The sequence below is a fragment of the Gillisia hiemivivida genome (genome assembly GCF_007997295.1).
In the GTDB taxonomy this organism is placed as follows: domain Bacteria; phylum Bacteroidota; class Bacteroidia; order Flavobacteriales; family Flavobacteriaceae; genus Gillisia; species Gillisia hiemivivida.
Window position 1 is genome coordinate 175324 of the sequence record NZ_VORY01000006.1, and the last position, 16505, is coordinate 191828.

At 34.1% G+C, this 16505-nt stretch carries 16 protein-coding genes and 2 tRNA genes; 3 read left to right on the forward strand and 15 right to left on the reverse strand.

Annotated elements, in window-relative coordinates; all coding sequences use genetic code 11:
• Window positions 1-9: 9 nt before the first annotated feature.
• The 15 genes from ES724_RS07885 to ES724_RS07955 form a co-directional block, all read right to left on the reverse strand.
• Window positions 10-2991 (reverse strand): MMPL family transporter, encoded by a 2982-nt coding sequence (locus ES724_RS07885; protein WP_146931868.1) that lies wholly within the window; start codon window positions 2989-2991, stop codon window positions 10-12.
• Window positions 2992-4200 (reverse strand): DUF2062 domain-containing protein, encoded by a 1209-nt coding sequence (locus ES724_RS07890; RefSeq protein WP_146931870.1) that lies wholly within the window; start codon window positions 4198-4200, stop codon window positions 2992-2994.
• A 72-nt stretch (window positions 4201-4272) separates the two neighbouring features.
• Window positions 4273-4641 carry a hotdog family protein gene (locus tag ES724_RS07895; protein ID WP_026838559.1) on the reverse strand — a complete coding sequence of 123 codons (369 nt, stop codon included), beginning with the start codon at window positions 4639-4641 and terminating at the stop codon, window positions 4273-4275.
• A 66-nt stretch (window positions 4642-4707) separates the two neighbouring features.
• Window positions 4708-5328, reverse strand: a complete 621-nt coding sequence (locus ES724_RS07900; protein WP_026838558.1) for a LolA family protein — start codon at window positions 5326-5328, stop codon at window positions 4708-4710.
• Window positions 5315-6085 (reverse strand): polysaccharide deacetylase family protein, encoded by a 771-nt coding sequence (locus ES724_RS07905; RefSeq protein ID WP_146931871.1) that lies wholly within the window; start codon window positions 6083-6085, stop codon window positions 5315-5317. Before ES724_RS07905 ends, ES724_RS07900 begins: the two co-directional genes overlap by 14 nt.
• Entirely contained in the window at window positions 6082-7146 is a 1065-nt protein-coding gene (locus ES724_RS07910; RefSeq protein WP_146931872.1) for a beta-ketoacyl synthase chain length factor, read from the reverse strand. Before ES724_RS07910 ends, ES724_RS07905 begins: the two co-directional genes overlap by 4 nt.
• The gene (locus tag ES724_RS07915) at window positions 7139-8329 is read right to left on the reverse strand and encodes a beta-ketoacyl-[acyl-carrier-protein] synthase family protein (protein ID WP_146931874.1); all 1191 of its coding nucleotides are present in this window, start codon (window positions 8327-8329) and stop codon (window positions 7139-7141) included. The genes ES724_RS07910 and ES724_RS07915 overlap by 8 nt, the downstream gene beginning before the upstream one ends.
• A gap of 3 nt (window positions 8330-8332) precedes the next feature.
• The gene (locus ES724_RS07920; protein WP_026838554.1) at window positions 8333-8590 is read right to left on the reverse strand and encodes a phosphopantetheine-binding protein; all 258 of its coding nucleotides are present in this window, start codon (window positions 8588-8590) and stop codon (window positions 8333-8335) included.
• Window positions 8583-9194: a hypothetical protein gene (locus ES724_RS07925; protein WP_146931876.1), complete on the reverse strand. Its 612-nt coding sequence runs from the start codon at window positions 9192-9194 to the stop codon at window positions 8583-8585. Before ES724_RS07925 ends, ES724_RS07920 begins: the two co-directional genes overlap by 8 nt.
• Window positions 9187-10329, reverse strand: coding sequence for a beta-ketoacyl synthase N-terminal-like domain-containing protein (locus tag ES724_RS07930; RefSeq protein ID WP_146931878.1), 1143 nt, complete (start codon window positions 10327-10329; stop codon window positions 9187-9189). The genes ES724_RS07925 and ES724_RS07930 overlap by 8 nt, the downstream gene beginning before the upstream one ends.
• On the reverse strand, window positions 10330-10749 hold the full coding sequence (locus ES724_RS07935) for an acyl-CoA thioesterase (RefSeq protein ID WP_146931880.1): 420 nt from the start codon (window positions 10747-10749) through the stop codon (window positions 10330-10332).
• A complete protein-coding gene (locus tag ES724_RS07940; protein ID WP_026838550.1) occupies window positions 10750-11199 on the reverse strand; it encodes a hypothetical protein in 450 nt (149 codons plus the stop codon).
• 97 nt (window positions 11200-11296) lie between these two features.
• The gene (locus ES724_RS07945) at window positions 11297-12181 is read right to left on the reverse strand and encodes an LpxL/LpxP family acyltransferase (protein WP_146931882.1); all 885 of its coding nucleotides are present in this window, start codon (window positions 12179-12181) and stop codon (window positions 11297-11299) included.
• A 6-nt stretch (window positions 12182-12187) separates the two neighbouring features.
• The gene (gene fabG / locus ES724_RS07950) at window positions 12188-12925 is read right to left on the reverse strand and encodes a 3-oxoacyl-ACP reductase FabG (protein ID WP_146931884.1); all 738 of its coding nucleotides are present in this window, start codon (window positions 12923-12925) and stop codon (window positions 12188-12190) included.
• Between the two features lie 67 nt (window positions 12926-12992).
• Window positions 12993-14534 (reverse strand): HAL/PAL/TAL family ammonia-lyase, encoded by a 1542-nt coding sequence (locus ES724_RS07955; RefSeq protein ID WP_146931886.1) that lies wholly within the window; start codon window positions 14532-14534, stop codon window positions 12993-12995.
• A 95-nt stretch (window positions 14535-14629) separates the two neighbouring features.
• Between ES724_RS07955 and ES724_RS07960 the strand changes: the two genes are divergently transcribed.
• The 3 genes from ES724_RS07960 (at window position 14630) to ES724_RS07970 (ending at window position 16303) form a co-directional block, all read left to right on the forward strand.
• Window positions 14630-15868, forward strand: coding sequence for an NAD(P)/FAD-dependent oxidoreductase (locus ES724_RS07960; protein ID WP_146931888.1), 1239 nt, complete (start codon window positions 14630-14632; stop codon window positions 15866-15868).
• 160 nt (window positions 15869-16028) lie between these two features.
• A tRNA-Ser gene (locus ES724_RS07965) sits at window positions 16029-16113 on the forward strand.
• Between the two features lie 112 nt (window positions 16114-16225).
• Window positions 16226-16303, forward strand: a tRNA-Pro gene (locus ES724_RS07970).
• The last annotated feature ends 202 nt before the right edge of the window (window positions 16304-16505 follow it).

The following is a 16505-nucleotide window of genomic DNA, read 5'->3' on the forward strand; positions in this document are numbered from 1 at the left end:
TTTCGGCTTTTAAACCATTCTTTGAAGCAAGATCACTCCATTTTGGCGATAATGAATCTCAAAATTTGAGTCTACGATCCATTGATATGCGTAATCTTTATCTAAAATTATCACTTTTTCAACTTGTTTAGCAACTAATTTATGGATCTCTTTTTCAAATAATTTATTGGAAGATTTGCAGATCACAATCGACTTGAATTCAGAGAAATTCTCAGGGAGTTCGTTTTCAAAGTTTAATTTTTCAGATTGAGCTGCGTAACAATTGTTTGCAATTTGAAGTTTTTCAAGATCTAATTCTAAGCCGGTCACTAAATTTTCAGGATTCTTAAAATGCAGATAAATTGACAATAATCCAAAATCTGAATAAAAATGAAGAATATTTTCATTGTCAAAAAATTCAGCAACTTTAAGATAGCGATCTTTATTCTTTTCAAAATCTTTTTTTACCAATCTATATATCTTCTTATATCTATAATTAGCAATTATCTCTTTTTTGAAATACAATTTATCCTTAGTAGAATTCTTATTGAAATTAATAGCCAATCCTAATGCAGTATAGGGAGCTAAACCTTTTTCTCTAGGTCGAATAAACAGAAAATCAAAGATCGCACCTTGCAAAATGAATGCAACGGAGACTGCCGAAAATACCCCAATTATAGATACGATTGAAATTGATCTCAAGGCAGGATGCTTAGCAAAGAATAATGCTCCAATCCCTAGCAAAGTTGTAATTACTGAAAGCAATATGGAAGTGCGGTAGGTTTTAAGCACTTTGGTTCCGAATTCATATTCCTTCAAAAATGCATTAGTGATAAAAATGCTATAATCCAGACCTAATCCAAAGATGAATGTAGATATTATAATATTTAAAATATTGAATTCTATATTAAAGAAGGCCATCATTCCTAAAGCGATCACCCAAGTAATTCCTATGGGTAGCAGTGTTAGAAAACTTAAAACAAACGATCTATAGCAGATTAAAAGAATTAGAAAAACAGCAATTATTGAATAGCTGATAAGTTGATTAAAATCATTCTTTAAATTCCCTAAGAAACTCTGATTTAACTGCTTTCTATCTATTACCACCACGTTTTTAGACTCCTTTAAAGTTGATAGAATTTCTTCTGAAGTTTCTGGATCTAAATTTATAGAAGTAGTTACTGTTGCAAGATCTTGTTTAGAAGATAAAAAATCGTCCAGATATAAGGTCTTTGTTTCCCTATAATCCTCTAGATAAATAGGGTCAAAATCTTTAGAGATTTGATCATACAGGCTTTCAAAACTTTCTGGTCTAAATCCGAATTCTGAAGATTCAGTAATCAATGTAGATTTAAGTTTTTCTTGCCGCTCTTGAGTCCAGAAATCTTTCCATTTATTAATTTTCTCTTGTTGCGTGTTTGTGGAAAGCACCACTCCCCCAATACTACTAAAACCTTCAATTTTTCCAGAATCCTTAAGAATATTTAGTTTCTCATAAAGTTCATTATTGGCTTCAAGAGCTTCATCTGTAGTATTTCCATAGGTTACCAGATAGATGGATTTTGCTGCGTTTCCGGCAATAGACTGAACTTGCTTTTCAGCTTGTTTAATCTCTGTTGGTTCAAAATTAATTGCTGAAAGATCATTATTGAATTGAACTTTTGTAAAATAAAAAAGACTAAAAACAAACAAGCCTAAGATCGCTATTACCAGAAATGATTTTTTATGGTAGGCTATTCCTGCAATTTTATCTATAAAAGTCTCCTTTGTATTTACATTTCCCTTTGGGACCCTATACAAAATGGGGATAAGTATGAGGGCAACTACAGAAGCTACCAAAACACTTACAGCAGCAAATATTCCCAGATCATTCAAAGCCTCACTTTTCACGAATAACAGACATAAAAATGCAACTGCGGTTGTACCGCTACTCATTAAAATAGGCCCGGTAACATCTTTATATAATTGAGGGAGGTCATTATTATTCTTATAGTGCGTGAGAATATGCAAGGCATAATCTAAACTGATTCCCAACAAAATAGCTCCAATTCCTACTGAAATAGCCGAAATACTTCCTTTGAATATATATAAAACTGCAATGGCTGTTATTGCACCTATGATGCTAGGAACAAATAATATCAGTGGAATATAGATCCTTCTGTAATAGAAAATTAAAAGCAGTAATAGAACACCACTAGCAAAACCAAGAGTTAATTTAATATCTTTTTTAATCTGGTTTGCATTAGCTACAGAATATAATACTCCGCCAAAGAACTCTGCATTCACGAATGAATATTCAGCATTCAATGAGTTTTGGATCTCTTTTAATTTTTCAATAAAAACAGTATTCTTATCTGTTTCTGAAGATGGAAAAGTTGGAGATAGAAATAACAATAAATGTTTTTCATCTTTTGTTAGCAGAAAACTATTATATAATTTGAAATCATCCCCTACCTGTAATTCTTCTAGTTTTTTTAAACCTAGATTCGTGAAAGAAAGCGGATCTTTAAAAATAAAATCCTTGGTTACAAGACCGGTTGGAGAAATAATGCTTTTATAATCATCTTTTAATCGTTGCTGAATAGTATCTAATTCGAGTCGATTATTTATTGCTTCATAATCTGAATTATTTAAGAATAAAGGCAAATTATTATAGACAAAATCATAGATCTCCAAGATCCCTTCTTCTGGTACTTTTCCCTGAATATTTTTCACATATTCCGGAAGATCAGAATTTATAGTATCTATAAAGCGTTGTGCATATTTAGTAAGTTCCTCTGGAGAGCTTTTTCCTGAAGTAGAGGAAATAGTAACGATAATTTTATCTGAAAATTCAGTTTGATCCAAGACTCTTTTAAGCACATCCTGCTGCGCACCTTCAGGAATAAGGCTGGTAATATCTTCTTCTAAATTTATTTTAGAAGCCAAAAAAGATAACAAGGATAAGATCAGGATTCCTGAAAATATCGCGAGATATTTATGTTGCTTTAAATACTGGTTAAAGTTGAACATTTATGGCTTGATAACCTGTTTTAGATTAGTCATCGAAAATAAGAAATAAAAGACAATCCACAGTATTAAAGAGGTGAATGCTGCCAAAGCCATACTTCCTATAATATATTGCCATAAACCATTGAATATTTCTGTGGAAGAATCAAAATCAGATAAGCTCAATCCCAAATTATACCCATTTCCTGTGACCACAGAACCTGCCTGATAACTCGCGTAAATGATTATTGGTATAAGCGGTGGAATACTGATGTTGGAAAACAGAAAAGCAATTACCTTATTTAATTTAAAGCTAGCTGCAAGTACAAAAACTAACAAAGTATGTAGTCCCCAAAATGGTGAAATCCCAACAAATACGCCAAGTGCAATAGCTGCTGCTTTTTTATGTGCAGGTTCTTGACTTTTTATAACATCTTCATTCCAGAATTTTTTAAAGCCTTTGTCCTTAAAATCTTGATATTTGTTTCTAGGATGAATATATAGAAAACTCACCAATACAAACCACATATATAAAAATACGATTCTAACAATATCTTCAAAAGGCCTAAAATGAGAAACCCGGTCTGCTCCTTCTTGATATAGAACTTTTATAGGAATGTTCTTTACCTCTACTTTTCGCCAGACAGCTTTTACGATCACCTCAATCTCAAACTCGAATTTTCTGGTATAAAGAGGGATATTATTAACTATTTCTAAAGGATAAAGTCTATAGCCACTTTGAGTATCATGTAATTGATTCCCGGTAACTACCATATACCAAAAGTTAGAGAATTTATTCCCAGTAGAACTTTTCATAGGAATTCCATCTTGCCCCATGTTGCGATCTCCTACTAACAATAGTTCTCTATCATTTTTCCCTTTTTTCTCTAACTCAGTTAGAAAAACATCAAGATCATCGGCATAATGCTGACCATCTGAATCTATAGTAATGGTATATTTATAACCAGCTTTTACAGCTAATTCAAAGCCTTTCTTAAGCGCGGTTCCTTTTCCTTTGTTTGTAGGACTATTAAAAATAGTCAGTTGAGAAAATTGACTTAAAATATTGACGGTGTCATCTATAGAACCATCATTAACTATAATTATATTATTGGTGTACACCAAGACATCCTGTATAACTGAAGCTAATGACTTTTCGTTGTTATAGGTTGGTATCACTACACAACACTGTAAAGCATCAAATCTGGATTGGAATATAGGTGAAGCACTCAAACAGTCGAAATTTAAAAAAACAAAAGTATCGTTTATAAATGGAACCGTTTAGCAGTGATGGATTTAATTATGTTAAGAAATAGGCTTGTAAGTAGCGCTGATCTTTAAGGAGATAGTATCATTCTGTTTAGCAATTCCTTTAAGCTTTAAAATTCCATTTTCAGAGACTATAGAAGATTGCAATATTAGCTTTTCACAAATATTAGGATCTACAACTGCCATAAACTTGACATTAGCAGCGGTTGCCAATTGCAACTTTTTATTAGACCTTCGCTCTGCTTCTTCCTTGAATAGTTGCATTAAAATAACTCCCGGAGTTACAGGTCTATCTGGAAAGTGTCCTCTATATAGATCATGATCCTTATTTATCTTTACTTCAGTTATAAATTCTCCTGCTAGTTCTGTTGAACTTACTACTGAATAAAAATCTTTTAAAAGCATATACTATCTATTTAGAAAAGCTAAAATAGATAGAAATTTGATTCTGATACTAAGACTTGATGATTTTTAATTCTGAAAAACTGTGGGATGTATAGGTTGATTAAACCTGATGTTTTTAAAATCGATCTCAGTATAATCTCCAGATGCTTCTATAAGTCTCACGGTGATCACTACGAAGTTCCTATCAAATAGCAGGACTATTTGGTTGAACATCTCTCTTATGGTCGCGTCTTTTGGGACAATAACCGCAGAGATAAGATTCGTAGTTTTAAAATAAGAAACGTCATAATTCTTTTTATCTTCTAGTAACTTACCATTAATACTGCCTGAGATTAATGTGACTAACTTTTCGAAAAGCTTATTAGATTTGAGATCGGTTACAGATTTATAACCATCGTCATCAATAAAAAGTTTACTGTCTTTAAATAATATCTTATAATTATAGGGTTGTTTATACTCCCATTTAAGTATGTCTGGAGCCAGGTAATATAATCTACCACTACTAATTGCGGCACCTTTCATCATTTTAATATACTTCGTCTGGAGGAAATCACTAGACAAACTTTCCAAGGCGTCTGAACGCTTAGAAACAATTTCTTTGAATTTAATGGTTTCCGCTTCCGTCAAAGGAGTTTGCGCAAATGTTGCAACCGAAATAAAAAAAACAGCTAGTTTAAGAATACGCATTTAATTGAAATAAATTATCTACCCTAACGGATCTATAATTGTTGGTTTGCAAAAATAACAACAATTGTTCCAAGATTTCTACCGTTTGTAGATTGTTATCGTGTAATAAAATGACATCTCCGGGTTTTATATTTTTAATGATCCTTTTTAAAATAAAATTCTTAGAATTCAGAATGGCATCATAAGACCGCAAATTCCATCCAATAACCTGATGTCCTGTACTGTTCAATGCTCTTTGCACCTTTGGATTAATAATTCCAAAAGGGGGTCTAAAGGTTTTTAAGTTGATTCCTCCGACCTCGAAAGCAATCCTATTACAGCTATTAATTTCTTCAATAATTTGATGAGTCCTCAAAAAACCCATTTTTCGAGTATGAGAAAATGTATGATTTCCTACTAAATGCCCCTCTTGAAGTATCTTCTGAAAGATCTCAGGGTTCTCTTGAATCTGCTTGCCAATGCAAAAAAAACTTGCCTTTGCATTATACTTCTTCAGTAAAGCTAATATTTCTAAAGTATTCTCCACCGGACCATCATCAAAAGTAAGTGCTATTTCCCTATTTGTTATTGCTGGATTGTTGTTATATGCCTTCACAAAAAAGTTCCATTGAACATTTGATGAGATCAGTAATAAAAAGAATAGATATGCTAGAACAGCGATCAACAAGATCCAAATGGAGATGAATTCAAAAAACACCAAGAGTACTCCAATAAAGAATAAGAGAATAACTACGATATTAAATGGTTTGTAGCTCAAGGTTTTTGTAACAAGATTAGGCTATGGTTCGTATTCGAGGACAAGTTATATAAAAGTATGTTTTTGGGGTTTGCACCATATATAGCATTAAGTTTTAAAATAGCTGGAATTTGCTGCTTTTTAAAAATCAGACAACTCAACCAAATAGCAAAACCGGTTACTGTTTTAAAATCTCCTGATAGATGTTTATACGCGAGCTGGCAAGTTTCAGAAAATATCGTGTTTTGTAACTCATCATAAACCTTATCTTGCTCTAAATCTCCGTTTTTTCCAAGAAAAACAATATCCAAATCCTGTGATCTCAAGCTATTTTTTAATAGAAATTCCGTGATTTTTTCTGAAATCTCAATAGATGATTCGGCTTTAAAATTAGTCACGCCTTTTAGTTGAGCATACGAATCCTTTATATTTTCAGTAGTTAAATTAAAGAAAAAAGCTCCTTCAGAAGTAATAGTTCCTTCAGATTTCTTTGAGAACAGACTTAAATTTTCTATTTCTTCTTCTTTTAGAAAACCATTCAAATAGCCAAAAGAAGTGATCCTATTAGAAACTTCATCTACACCTCCCACCAAAACTGAATTTAAAGAGGGTTTTTCATTTAGTAATAATACGGAATCTATTAAAGCAGATTCCAGAGAAGCACTTTCTTGAGAATAAGTAACATTATATCCGGAACACTTCAAATTCAAAGCGATCTGCCCTCCTACTGTATTGTGGGTAGATTGGATAAAAGAGGTAGGAGTTAATAATTCCTCTTGTTGAGAAAGCATGCTTTCCAAAAACTTCTCTGTATCCTGTTTACAGCCTTCGCCCGTTCCTGTAATAATAGCATCTGGAAGCTCTACATTTGCATCTTGCAAAGCCATTTTGCCCGCAGTAAGGCCCATTTTAATTACCTGTGACATTCTTCTTAATGCCATAGCCGGAATGTATTCTTTGAAATTTGGCGAGATCGCCTGAAATATATTAGAATTATATATGATTGGTTTTTCTAAAAAAATGCTTTCTTCAGTTTGAGCAGATATCGCTCCAATCCCAATTATATAAACAGTTCTACTCATTTTTACTGAAGATTAAGGACGTACAATTTCCTCCAAAACCGAAAGAATTAGACAATACATAATTAACAGTTTTATTCTGCAATTCAGTTATTGGGAGTAATCCTGATTCCTTCATTGGTTTCGAAAAATTCAAATTGGGAAAAATTAAATTATTTTGAAGAGATAAAATACTAAACACTGCTTCCAAAGCTCCTGCAGCAGCTAAGGTATGGCCTGTAAAGGCTTTTGTAGAACTAAGATCTGGAATTACAGATGTAAAAAGCTGCTTAATAGCATTAGTCTCTGAAAGATCATTGTTTCTGGTGGCAGTTCCATGTGCATTGATATAATCTATATTTTCAGCACCGATTCCAGCAACTTCAAGTGCATCTTTCATTGCTTTATAGGCGCCCTCCCCCGTTTCAGAAGCGGCGGTTTGATGATAAGCATCATTTGCATTTCCGTAACCAAGTACACGACCTATAATTCTTTTATCCTTTGCTAAATTTTCAGCTTCCAAGACTAAATAAGCAGCCCCTTCTCCCAAATTCAATCCGTTTCTGGAATCATCAAAAGCTTTGCATTTTTCTTCAGAAAGGATTTTTAAAGAATTGAATCCGTTTAGAGTGAATTTTGTAAGACAATCTGTTCCTCCCACAATTACACGATCTAATTCCCCTGCCTTAATGAGTCTTGCGCCAAGCATAATTGCATTCGCACCAGAAGAGCAGGCTGTGCTAATAGTAGTTGTAAAACCTTTTATATTAAGGTGTTCTGAAATCTTATTTGTAGTAAATCCGGGATGTTGAGCAGGGATAAATTGATGATGGGCATCAGAACTTTCGTATTCTAAATAATATTTCTCTGTTGCATCCATTCCACCCACACTAGAACCAGAAATAAAACCTGTAGTAAGTAACTCCTTTGCATTCAAACCAGAAGACTTTATAGCCTCTTTAGCTGCAATTATTCCTAGAAGTGCAGCACGTGTATAGGAGCGATTATCTGCTAATTGAAGTTTATTTTCAAAATCGAGATTGAGAGTTTTTACTTCTCCTACAGGAAGACTGGTATGCTTAGTTTTTAGCATTTCAGGAAAGCAAATCCCATCCTGAGCTTTAATTAAGGCGTTAAAATTCGCCTCTACTCCGTTGCCAAGAGCTGAAATAATTCCCATTCCTGTAATGGCAACTCCACTATTCATAGACTATTTAGTTCGGTGAGATTCTATATATTCTGCCATTTTATTAATGGAAATAAAGATTTCTTTTCCTTGATTGGGATCGGTTAATTTAATTCCGTAATCTTTCTCTAGTAACACAATTAATTCCAACGCATCAATAGAATCTAGTCCCAATCCGTCTCCAAAAAGTGAATCATCGTTATCTATATCTTCTATAGATAATTCTTCAAGGTTAAGTTGTTCTATAATACTTTGTTTAAGCTCTGTGCGTAAATCACTCATTTTCAAATCTGTATAATTCCTCTAAGTTCTCTTTGGTAAACGGGATCTCTCCATTATTTGAAACCAAGCACAAAAGTACATCATATTGGTCATTTTTCAGTTCTATCCACCCACAAACCACACTGGAGGCTTTTCCTGAATTCAGTAATGTTTCCGAATAATCCACTAACAAATCGGCATTGAATTTATCTTCAATAAAAAACACATTCTCGCTTTGAAGTTTATGTTTAATACTTATTTCCCCAAGAACTATATTTGGCAAGGTATACACAAAAACTGCAGGAGAAACAATGCTTTCCATAGATTTTACATGTTTCATATCTACATCATGGCTTGAAGAAGCATTAGAAAAAACCAAAGCGGTATCTGCATTAAAATGTTGACTCCTTAGTAGTACCGATGAACCTAGAATCCCCAATTTACATAGAGAATCCATCTTATGATATTTTGGATATCTCAGCGCCAATTTCTTATAGGAGTCTTTTAAAAATTGAGAGAGATCAATTTTAGAATCAAAAGATAGAATAGATTCCCTTTTCAAAAAGATCTCCTCATTTTTAATCCTAATAGAATTTGTAATAAATTGATTTCTAGCTTTATCCATTAAAACTCTTTTTTAATATCATTGCTAAATTACAACCACCAAAACCAGAAGCTGTTTTTAATGCAGTTTTAAGTTCTTTCTTTTCTATTTTCTGAATAATATTAAGAGGTTTTGAAACTCCTAATTCTTCAAAATTAAGCGAAGGATATAATTCATTATTAAGCAATGAATGTTTTGTAAGAATGGTTTCTAATAAAGCCGAAGCACCTAAAGTATGTCCATAAAAACCTTTAAAACTATTTACAGGAACATGGGCTAAGGCTGCTCTATTAAAGGCCACAGCTTCCATTTCGTCATTAAATATAGTAGCAGTGCCGTGAGCAGATAAATAATCCATCTCTGAAGCTGATAGTTTTGATTCTTTTAAAGCCTGCTGTATACTTTTATATAAACCTTCACCGGTTCTGGAAGGCGCGGAAATATGATTGGCATCATTTGTTGAAGCATCTCCGATCAAACTAACAGAATCACCTTCCCTTTTATTATTACTCACCAAAATTGCCGCTGCTGCTTCTCCCAAACTAATGCCATCTCTGTTCTTTGAAAAGGGTTTACAAGGAGTAGCACTTAATGCCTGAAAAGATTGAAATCCAGAGGTTACAAAGTCCGAAACTAAGTCTCCGGCAACAACTATGGCATTATTAAACTTCCCAGCTTGTATAAATCTTTTGGAAATTGCAACTGCAAGTCCCCCGGAAATACAGGCGTTAGAAACAATAATTGGCTTAAGTTTAAAGCCAAAGAATTCTTGAATAATCTTGGCCAAGGAATTTAACTTTGCCCGATCCTTAGAAAAATTTTGTGGATTGCCAAACAGATCTATGTTCCCTTTAGTACTTGAAATGATAAGTGCTGTTTCCGATAGATCTAATTGATTATTATTTAGAACACTTTGAGTTGCAAGCAACATCATTTGCTCCAGTTTGGTGAATTTTGTAGCATCGCCTATAATAGAAAAATTATCTGCTAATAAGGCCGCTTCGATTATTCCAGCATAAAACCCTCCATTTTGAAACCTTAAGTTTTCATGGAATTGAAGACCAGAATTCCCAGCTTTCATCGCTTTTATATTTTCTGAAGTAGAAAAACCAAGTGGAGAGATAATTGAATCTTCCTGTAATAAAATATCCATCATTTAGATCAAGCCCAATTTCTTTTTCCAATCTAAGAAAAATGATGGATTAATCAGCACAAGTTCTCTGCTTTCATTTAGAAAAACCTGAGTTGTTTCACCAATACAAACCAATCTATCTTTTTTAAAGATATTATAAGTAAATACAAGTTTTGCAGCATCTACTGGCTGGAAGCTTGTTTCTACTTCAAAAGTGTCGCCATATTCTAAAGGCAATTTATGCTCACAACTAGATTTTACTATAGGAGTTGCATAACCACGATTTTTCATGTCTAAATAAGAAATTTCATGTTGAATGCAGAAATCCTCACGTCCCTCTTCAAAATACTTTAAATAATTCCCGTGCCAAACGATCTGTAAAGGATCACATTCATTGAACCTTACCTTGAGTTGAATTCGGGATTTAAGGATGTTTGAGGACATTTATTCTACCGTTACTGTTTTCATTTCTGAAGTTGCTACAACTTTTCCATTTTCATCTACTGTTTCAGCAACTACAAGGGTCACACCCATTATTTCTTTTAAAATTTCAACATTTGTAACAAGCTTGGTGGCCGCCTTAGGCAAAGATCTTATTTCAATAGTCTTTATAGCGCCAATAAAACCTGTTTTCGGCTTATCTAAACCAGATAAAAAACCTTGGTACCCACGATGTAAAGACATACTCTGCGCCATATGTTCGATAAGACCCGCTTCAGACAAAAATCCTTCTTCCACCAATATATTATCTACCGGGATTGCAAAGCCTGTTTTTCCTGTAAGTGCCGTATATTCAAATAATGAATCTACCATCACAAAAGGTGGTTTCTGCGGGATAAGTTGAATAATTCGTTGAGGATCTAGAATAGGTTCTATTAGTAAGTTTTGCTCCATAAATTTTAAAATCAATAACCTCGATACAAAGTCTACGAGGAAAAATGAGTAATATTTAATATCTTAAAATAACCATCAGGTTAAATAAACAAACCCTCTATGAGGGGTTGAAATCATTCCAATAATCATAATAATTATACCACTGATGCGGGTATTTTCTCACCATCCCTTCCAAGTCTCCAAGATAGGCTTTTATTAATTCTTTTGGAGAGTCAGACGTACCTTCAAAAGGTCTTGCATAAAAATGATAATGAAAATCTTTTTCCCTCATTATATGAACAAATAATACAGGTATTTTGTTACGTGTTGCAAGTTTAAAGGGACCCTGCGGGAATTTTGTAGGTTTACCAAGTAATTCTTCAGTATATGTTTTAGCGTCTTTGTAATACCTATCTGCTGCAAAAACCAAAAGCTCATTTTTCTTTAAAGCTTCATTCATCAGGAAAATATGAGAAAGATCATCATTTAAAACAATCGTTTTAATGCTGGTTTTTCCTGTAACAGATTCTAAATAATTCTTTATCTCTTCATGTTCCAGGTCGGTTATTATAAGGTTTACAACTGCAGAGTCGTGCTTATCACTAAAGAAATGCTGCGCTAAATTAAAATTCCCAATATGTGCAGTTAGTAGGATTCCCCCTCTTTTCTTCGCCAGAATCTCATTAATGTGGTGGATGCCATCAAATTCGAAACTATATTTTTTCTTTAATCCTGAACCTATAGCGATCCTATCCAATTGAATTCTTCCAAAGGTGAAATAACTTCTATATACCTGAAATATTGCACTTAAAGCTGAATAATTCAATCTTCTTCGGAAGAGATAGTAAGTGCTTTTAGTAGAGTTAAAAGAAAAAATCATAAAATAAGCAGCTACAAAAAGGAGCACAAAATAAGAAGCATAAAGGCCAAAGGTCTTTATAATAAATACATAGATCCTAAACCCTAAAACGGTTCCTCTAGATTGCCCTTTCCATTCTGCCATAATAGTTTAAGAATACAAACCGCCATTTATATTGATCACCTCTCCAGTTATGTAGGATGATTTTTCTGAAGCAAGAAAAGAAACAAGATTTGCAACTTCCTCTGTTTCCCCAAACCTGTTTAAGGGGATCATTTTTTTAAGACTGGCTTCATCAAAATCTGCTGTCATATCAGACTTTATAAAACCGGGAGCAACCGCATTTACGGTCACTTTTCTTTTACCTATTTCTTGAGCTAAAGCTTTTGTTGCTGCTATTACAGCTCCCTTTGCGGCAGAATAGTTTACTTGACCAGGATTTCCCTTAAGCCCCGAAAGTGAAACTATATTAATAATACGGCCATAGCGCTGAGTTAGCATATTTTTTAAAACTGCCTGAGAGCAATTATAAAATCCGTTAAGAGATGTATTTATAACCGATCGCCAATCTTCAGGTTTTGTCCAGATAAATAGACCGTCCTTTGTAATACCCGCGTTATTTATAAGTACTTCAATAGTGTTTTCAGGGTTTTTAATCGCCCATTCTTCCAGTAATTGAGAAACTTCTTCGGTATTAGAAACATCAAATTTTAAAAGTTCACAACGAACTTGCTTCGCAACAATGAGTTTTTGAGTTTCTAGTGCAGCATTTTCATCAGAATGAAAATTCAGTAAGATATTATAGCCTAGATCTTCAGCCAGTTTTAGGGCAATTGCTTTCCCAATTCCTCGTGATCCTCCAGTTACTAAAGCATATTTTAATTTCATTGCAAAGTTTTATTCCTTCATTGAGGGTTTGATTCCCTGAGGCTCTTAATTATTTCAATAATTGACTTCAGCAAATTTTATAAGCATCCTGATTTTTAATGAACTCCTTAATTATTTCCTGAGTTTTATAAAGTGGCAAATCCTCTTTTATCTCTGGAACTAATTTATTTAATATTTCAAATTTTTCGCGAGTTACTGTTGATAAGCTTTCTTTTATCTCAAGATGTCTCAATGCTTGCACTATAGTTATCAACTCGACGCTTAAAACTTCAAAAGCATTATCTATAACTGTTTTAGTAACATTAGCAGCGTTGGTGCCCATACTTACAATATCCTGATTATCGTTATTGCTTGGGATACTGTGCACATACATAGAGTTGGAAAGCATCTGGTTCTCTGCTGTAGTAGAAACAGCGGAAAATTGAGCGCCCTGCATTCCGAAATTAAGCCCTAGAACTCCTAAATTCACAAAAGGTGGTAAAATATTATTAAGTCGGTCATTCAAAAGGTAATTCAACTGCCGCTCTGCTAGCATAGTCATTTTTGTCACTACCAACTTAAGCTTGTCCATTTCTAGCGAGACATAATCTCCATGAAAATTGCCTCCATGATATACCTGTTTTCTTTCCACATCTATAATAGGATTGTCGTTAGCAGAATTCACTTCTTCAATCAAGATCTTCTGGGTGTTTTCAATTGTATCGTAAACAGGTCCTAAAATCTGAGGCACACAGCGTAAACTATAATATTCCTGAACTTTTTCTTCAAAATATTCGCTTTCAGGATTTTTCCCACTGTATAAATGTTCATTTCTATCGCGGGTTAAGGAAGAATCTTTTAAATGATCTCTCATTTTTGAAGCCACTTCCTGCTGCCCAATATGAAGCTTCGTATCGTTTAATTCTGAAGATAAATGATCGTCATACGCCTCAACAATTTCGTTGATTGCTGAAGAACAGAAGATAGACCAATTAAGTAACCTTTTGGCATAAATAACATTTACGATCCCGATCCCCGTCATTGCGGAAGTTCCATTCATCAAGGCTAAGCCTTCCCTTTGCTCTATTTTAATTGGTTTTATATTTTCTTCTGAAAAAATTTCTGCTGTCCTTCTTTTCACTCCTTTATAATAAACTTCACCTTCCCCAATAAGCACCAAAGCCAAATGTGCCAACTGCACCAGATCGCCTGATGCTCCTACCCCGCCGTGTTCAAAGATCAAAGGGGTGATATCATTATTTATAAGTAGCTGCATAGTTTCTACTACAGAAGTATGCACTCCAGATTTCCCCAATGCCAAGGTATTCAATCTAGCCAACATCAAAGATTTTACATATAAAGGCTCCATAGGTTTCCCCATTCCTGAAGCATGACTTCTTATAAGATTGTATTGTAATTTTTGCCTGTCCTTGTCTTTGATCTTGTACTGAGCCATCGGTCCAAATCCAGTGTTTACTCCATAAATAACTTTATTCTTGGAAAACTCCTCTAAAAACTTAAAGCTTATGGACATTCTCTCGATAACTGAAGGATCCAAAGTTATCTTTGAATCTTCAAAAAGGACCTCATAGAAATTTCTAAAATCAAGAGCAGTTGTAATTTGGAGCATACGATAGAAATCCGGGATTATTAGTAGTGTATCCTTTGAAGGAACTGTTAATTCTCTTAACAAATGTACTATATTTACAGCGCAAATGAAATGGAATGAAAAAGGAAATTTCAGAAATTCTTATTATTGGTGCGGGTCCTTCAGGAATGGTCTCTGCCTCTTATCTTCATAATCAAGGAATAAAGGTTTTGGTAGTAGAAAAATCTATTTTTCCGAGGTTTCAGATTGGGGAGAGTTTAATACCTCAATGCATGGATAATCTGGAAGAAGCCGGGTTATTAGAAGCTGTTAAAGAAGCTGGTTTTCAAAAGAAATTTGGAGCGCGTTTTATTAAAGATGAGAAAATAGGAGAATTTGATTTCTCTGAAAAACATGGGGATGGCTGGGACTGGACCTGGCAAGTACCCAGAGCAGATTTCGACAACTGTTTAGCATTAGAGGCTCAAAGGAAAGGCGTTCAAATCTTGTTTGATACCGAAGTAATAAATGTTGAATTTGAAGGCAGTAGTTCTAAAACTATTGTAAAAAACTCAAAAGGAGAACTTATAGAGATCCAAGCAGATTTTATTATAGATTCCAGTGGTTTTGGACGAGTTTTAGCCAAACAATTACAACTAGAAGCAACACCACAGATTGCTGCCCATTCCTCAATTTTCACTCATATAGAAGAGGCTGACCGCCCTAAAGGAAAAGAAGGGGAACTTATAACTTTTGAAGTTTTAGAAACTCAAGTCTGGTTTTGGTATTTCCCGTTTTCTAATGGCAATTCCAGCTTAGGCTTTGTAGCTCCTACCAAATGGTTCGAAAAATTTTCAAAGGATTCTGAAATAGCTATGAAGGAAATGATAGGGAAATTGAAGTTCTATAAAGACCGATTTGAAGCTTACGACTTTTTATTTAAGCCTATTAAAGTAGATAATATAAGTAGAAATGTCACTCAACTTTATGGAGATGGCTACGTACTTACGGGAAACAGTGCTGAATTTTTAGATCCGGTTTTTTCCTCGGGAGTTTCTTTTGCGACCGCCTCTGGCTTATTAGCTGCCAAACTAATTATAAAAGAAAGAAATGGTTCCGAAGTTGATTGGGAAACAGAATATGTTAAATATATCAAAGAAGGGGTGAATGTATTTTCAACTTATGTAAAAGAGTGGTATTCTGGAAATCTTCAAAAGATAATTTTTCATCCTAATCCTAATCTGGAAATAAAAAAACAGATCTGTGCTGTTTTAGCAGGTTATGTTTGGGATGAGTCCAATCCTTTTGTAAGAAAACATGATCATATACTTCAAAATTTATCCAGATTAATAGAATTAGAAGAAGCTTCTAGCTAAAGTTTAAATTTATTTTTGAGGTTAATTTTCTGAGTCCGACCCTTTTAATTAAATCTTGGAATTTTTAAGTTGAAAAAAGGGAAAAAAGGTTTGGATTGTTAGTAGGTAAAAGTTAGATTTGCAACCGCAAAATAGTTGCGATAAGTTCTTACAATTTAACGGAGAGTTGCCAGAGTGGTTAATGGAGCAGTTTGCTAAACTGTCGACGAGCAATTGTCGCATGAGTTCGAATCTCATACTCTCCGCAAAACGATTAATTCTAAACGAATTATTCGGGGTGTAGCCCTACTCCCGCTCTAGCGGGATCAGGATAAACTCCGCCCGATTATCGCGTCCAGTCGCGATTAATAAATCACTCGGGGTGTAGCGTAGCCCGGTTATCGCGCCTGCTTTGGGAGCAGGAGGCCGCAGGTTCGAATCCTGCCACCCCGACCAAATGGGTATTAAAACCCACCAAAACACTGTTAATCTCTTGATTATCAGTGTTTTTTGTTTTTAATGATATCAAACAATATCATTTAAATACATAAGTCTGGTGAATCATTCGGTGAATCATTTTATTACAGATATTTACGTAACTTCATAAGGCAATTAACTGATTTGACTTTCGTCTTTGCAAACTGATTGTTTCATTTAA

Excerpts from the sequence above, each read along its gene's own strand:
- ES724_RS07925 (WP_146931876.1), bottom strand. The coding sequence starts at position 9,194 with ATGGATAAAGCTAGAAATCAATTTATTACAAATTCTATTAGGATTAAA.
- ES724_RS07900 (WP_026838558.1), bottom strand. The coding sequence starts at position 5,328 with ATGCGTATTCTTAAACTAGCTGTTTTTTTTATTTCGGTTGCAACATTT.
- ES724_RS07945 (WP_146931882.1), bottom strand. The coding sequence starts at position 12,181 with ATGGCAGAATGGAAAGGGCAATCTAGAGGAACCGTTTTAGGGTTTAGG.
- ES724_RS07935 (WP_146931880.1), bottom strand. The coding sequence starts at position 10,749 with ATGTCCTCAAACATCCTTAAATCCCGAATTCAACTCAAGGTAAGGTTC.
- ES724_RS07955 (WP_146931886.1), bottom strand. The coding sequence starts at position 14,534 with ATGCTCCAAATTACAACTGCTCTTGATTTTAGAAATTTCTATGAGGTC.
- ES724_RS07960 (WP_146931888.1), top strand. The coding sequence starts at position 14,630 with ATGAAAAAGGAAATTTCAGAAATTCTTATTATTGGTGCGGGTCCTTCA.
- ES724_RS07915 (WP_146931874.1), bottom strand. The coding sequence starts at position 8,329 with ATGAATAGTGGAGTTGCCATTACAGGAATGGGAATTATTTCAGCTCTT.
- ES724_RS07920 (WP_026838554.1), bottom strand. The coding sequence starts at position 8,590 with ATGAGTGATTTACGCACAGAGCTTAAACAAAGTATTATAGAACAACTT.
- ES724_RS07885 (WP_146931868.1), bottom strand. The coding sequence starts at position 2,991 with ATGTTCAACTTTAACCAGTATTTAAAGCAACATAAATATCTCGCGATA.
- ES724_RS07910 (WP_146931872.1), bottom strand. The coding sequence starts at position 7,146 with ATGAGTAGAACTGTTTATATAATTGGGATTGGAGCGATATCTGCTCAA.
- ES724_RS07895 (WP_026838559.1), bottom strand. The coding sequence starts at position 4,641 with ATGCTTTTAAAAGATTTTTATTCAGTAGTAAGTTCAACAGAACTAGCA.
- fabG (WP_146931884.1), bottom strand. The coding sequence starts at position 12,925 with ATGAAATTAAAATATGCTTTAGTAACTGGAGGATCACGAGGAATTGGG.
- ES724_RS07930 (WP_146931878.1), bottom strand. The coding sequence starts at position 10,329 with ATGATGGATATTTTATTACAGGAAGATTCAATTATCTCTCCACTTGGT.
- ES724_RS07940 (WP_026838550.1), bottom strand. The coding sequence starts at position 11,199 with ATGGAGCAAAACTTACTAATAGAACCTATTCTAGATCCTCAACGAATT.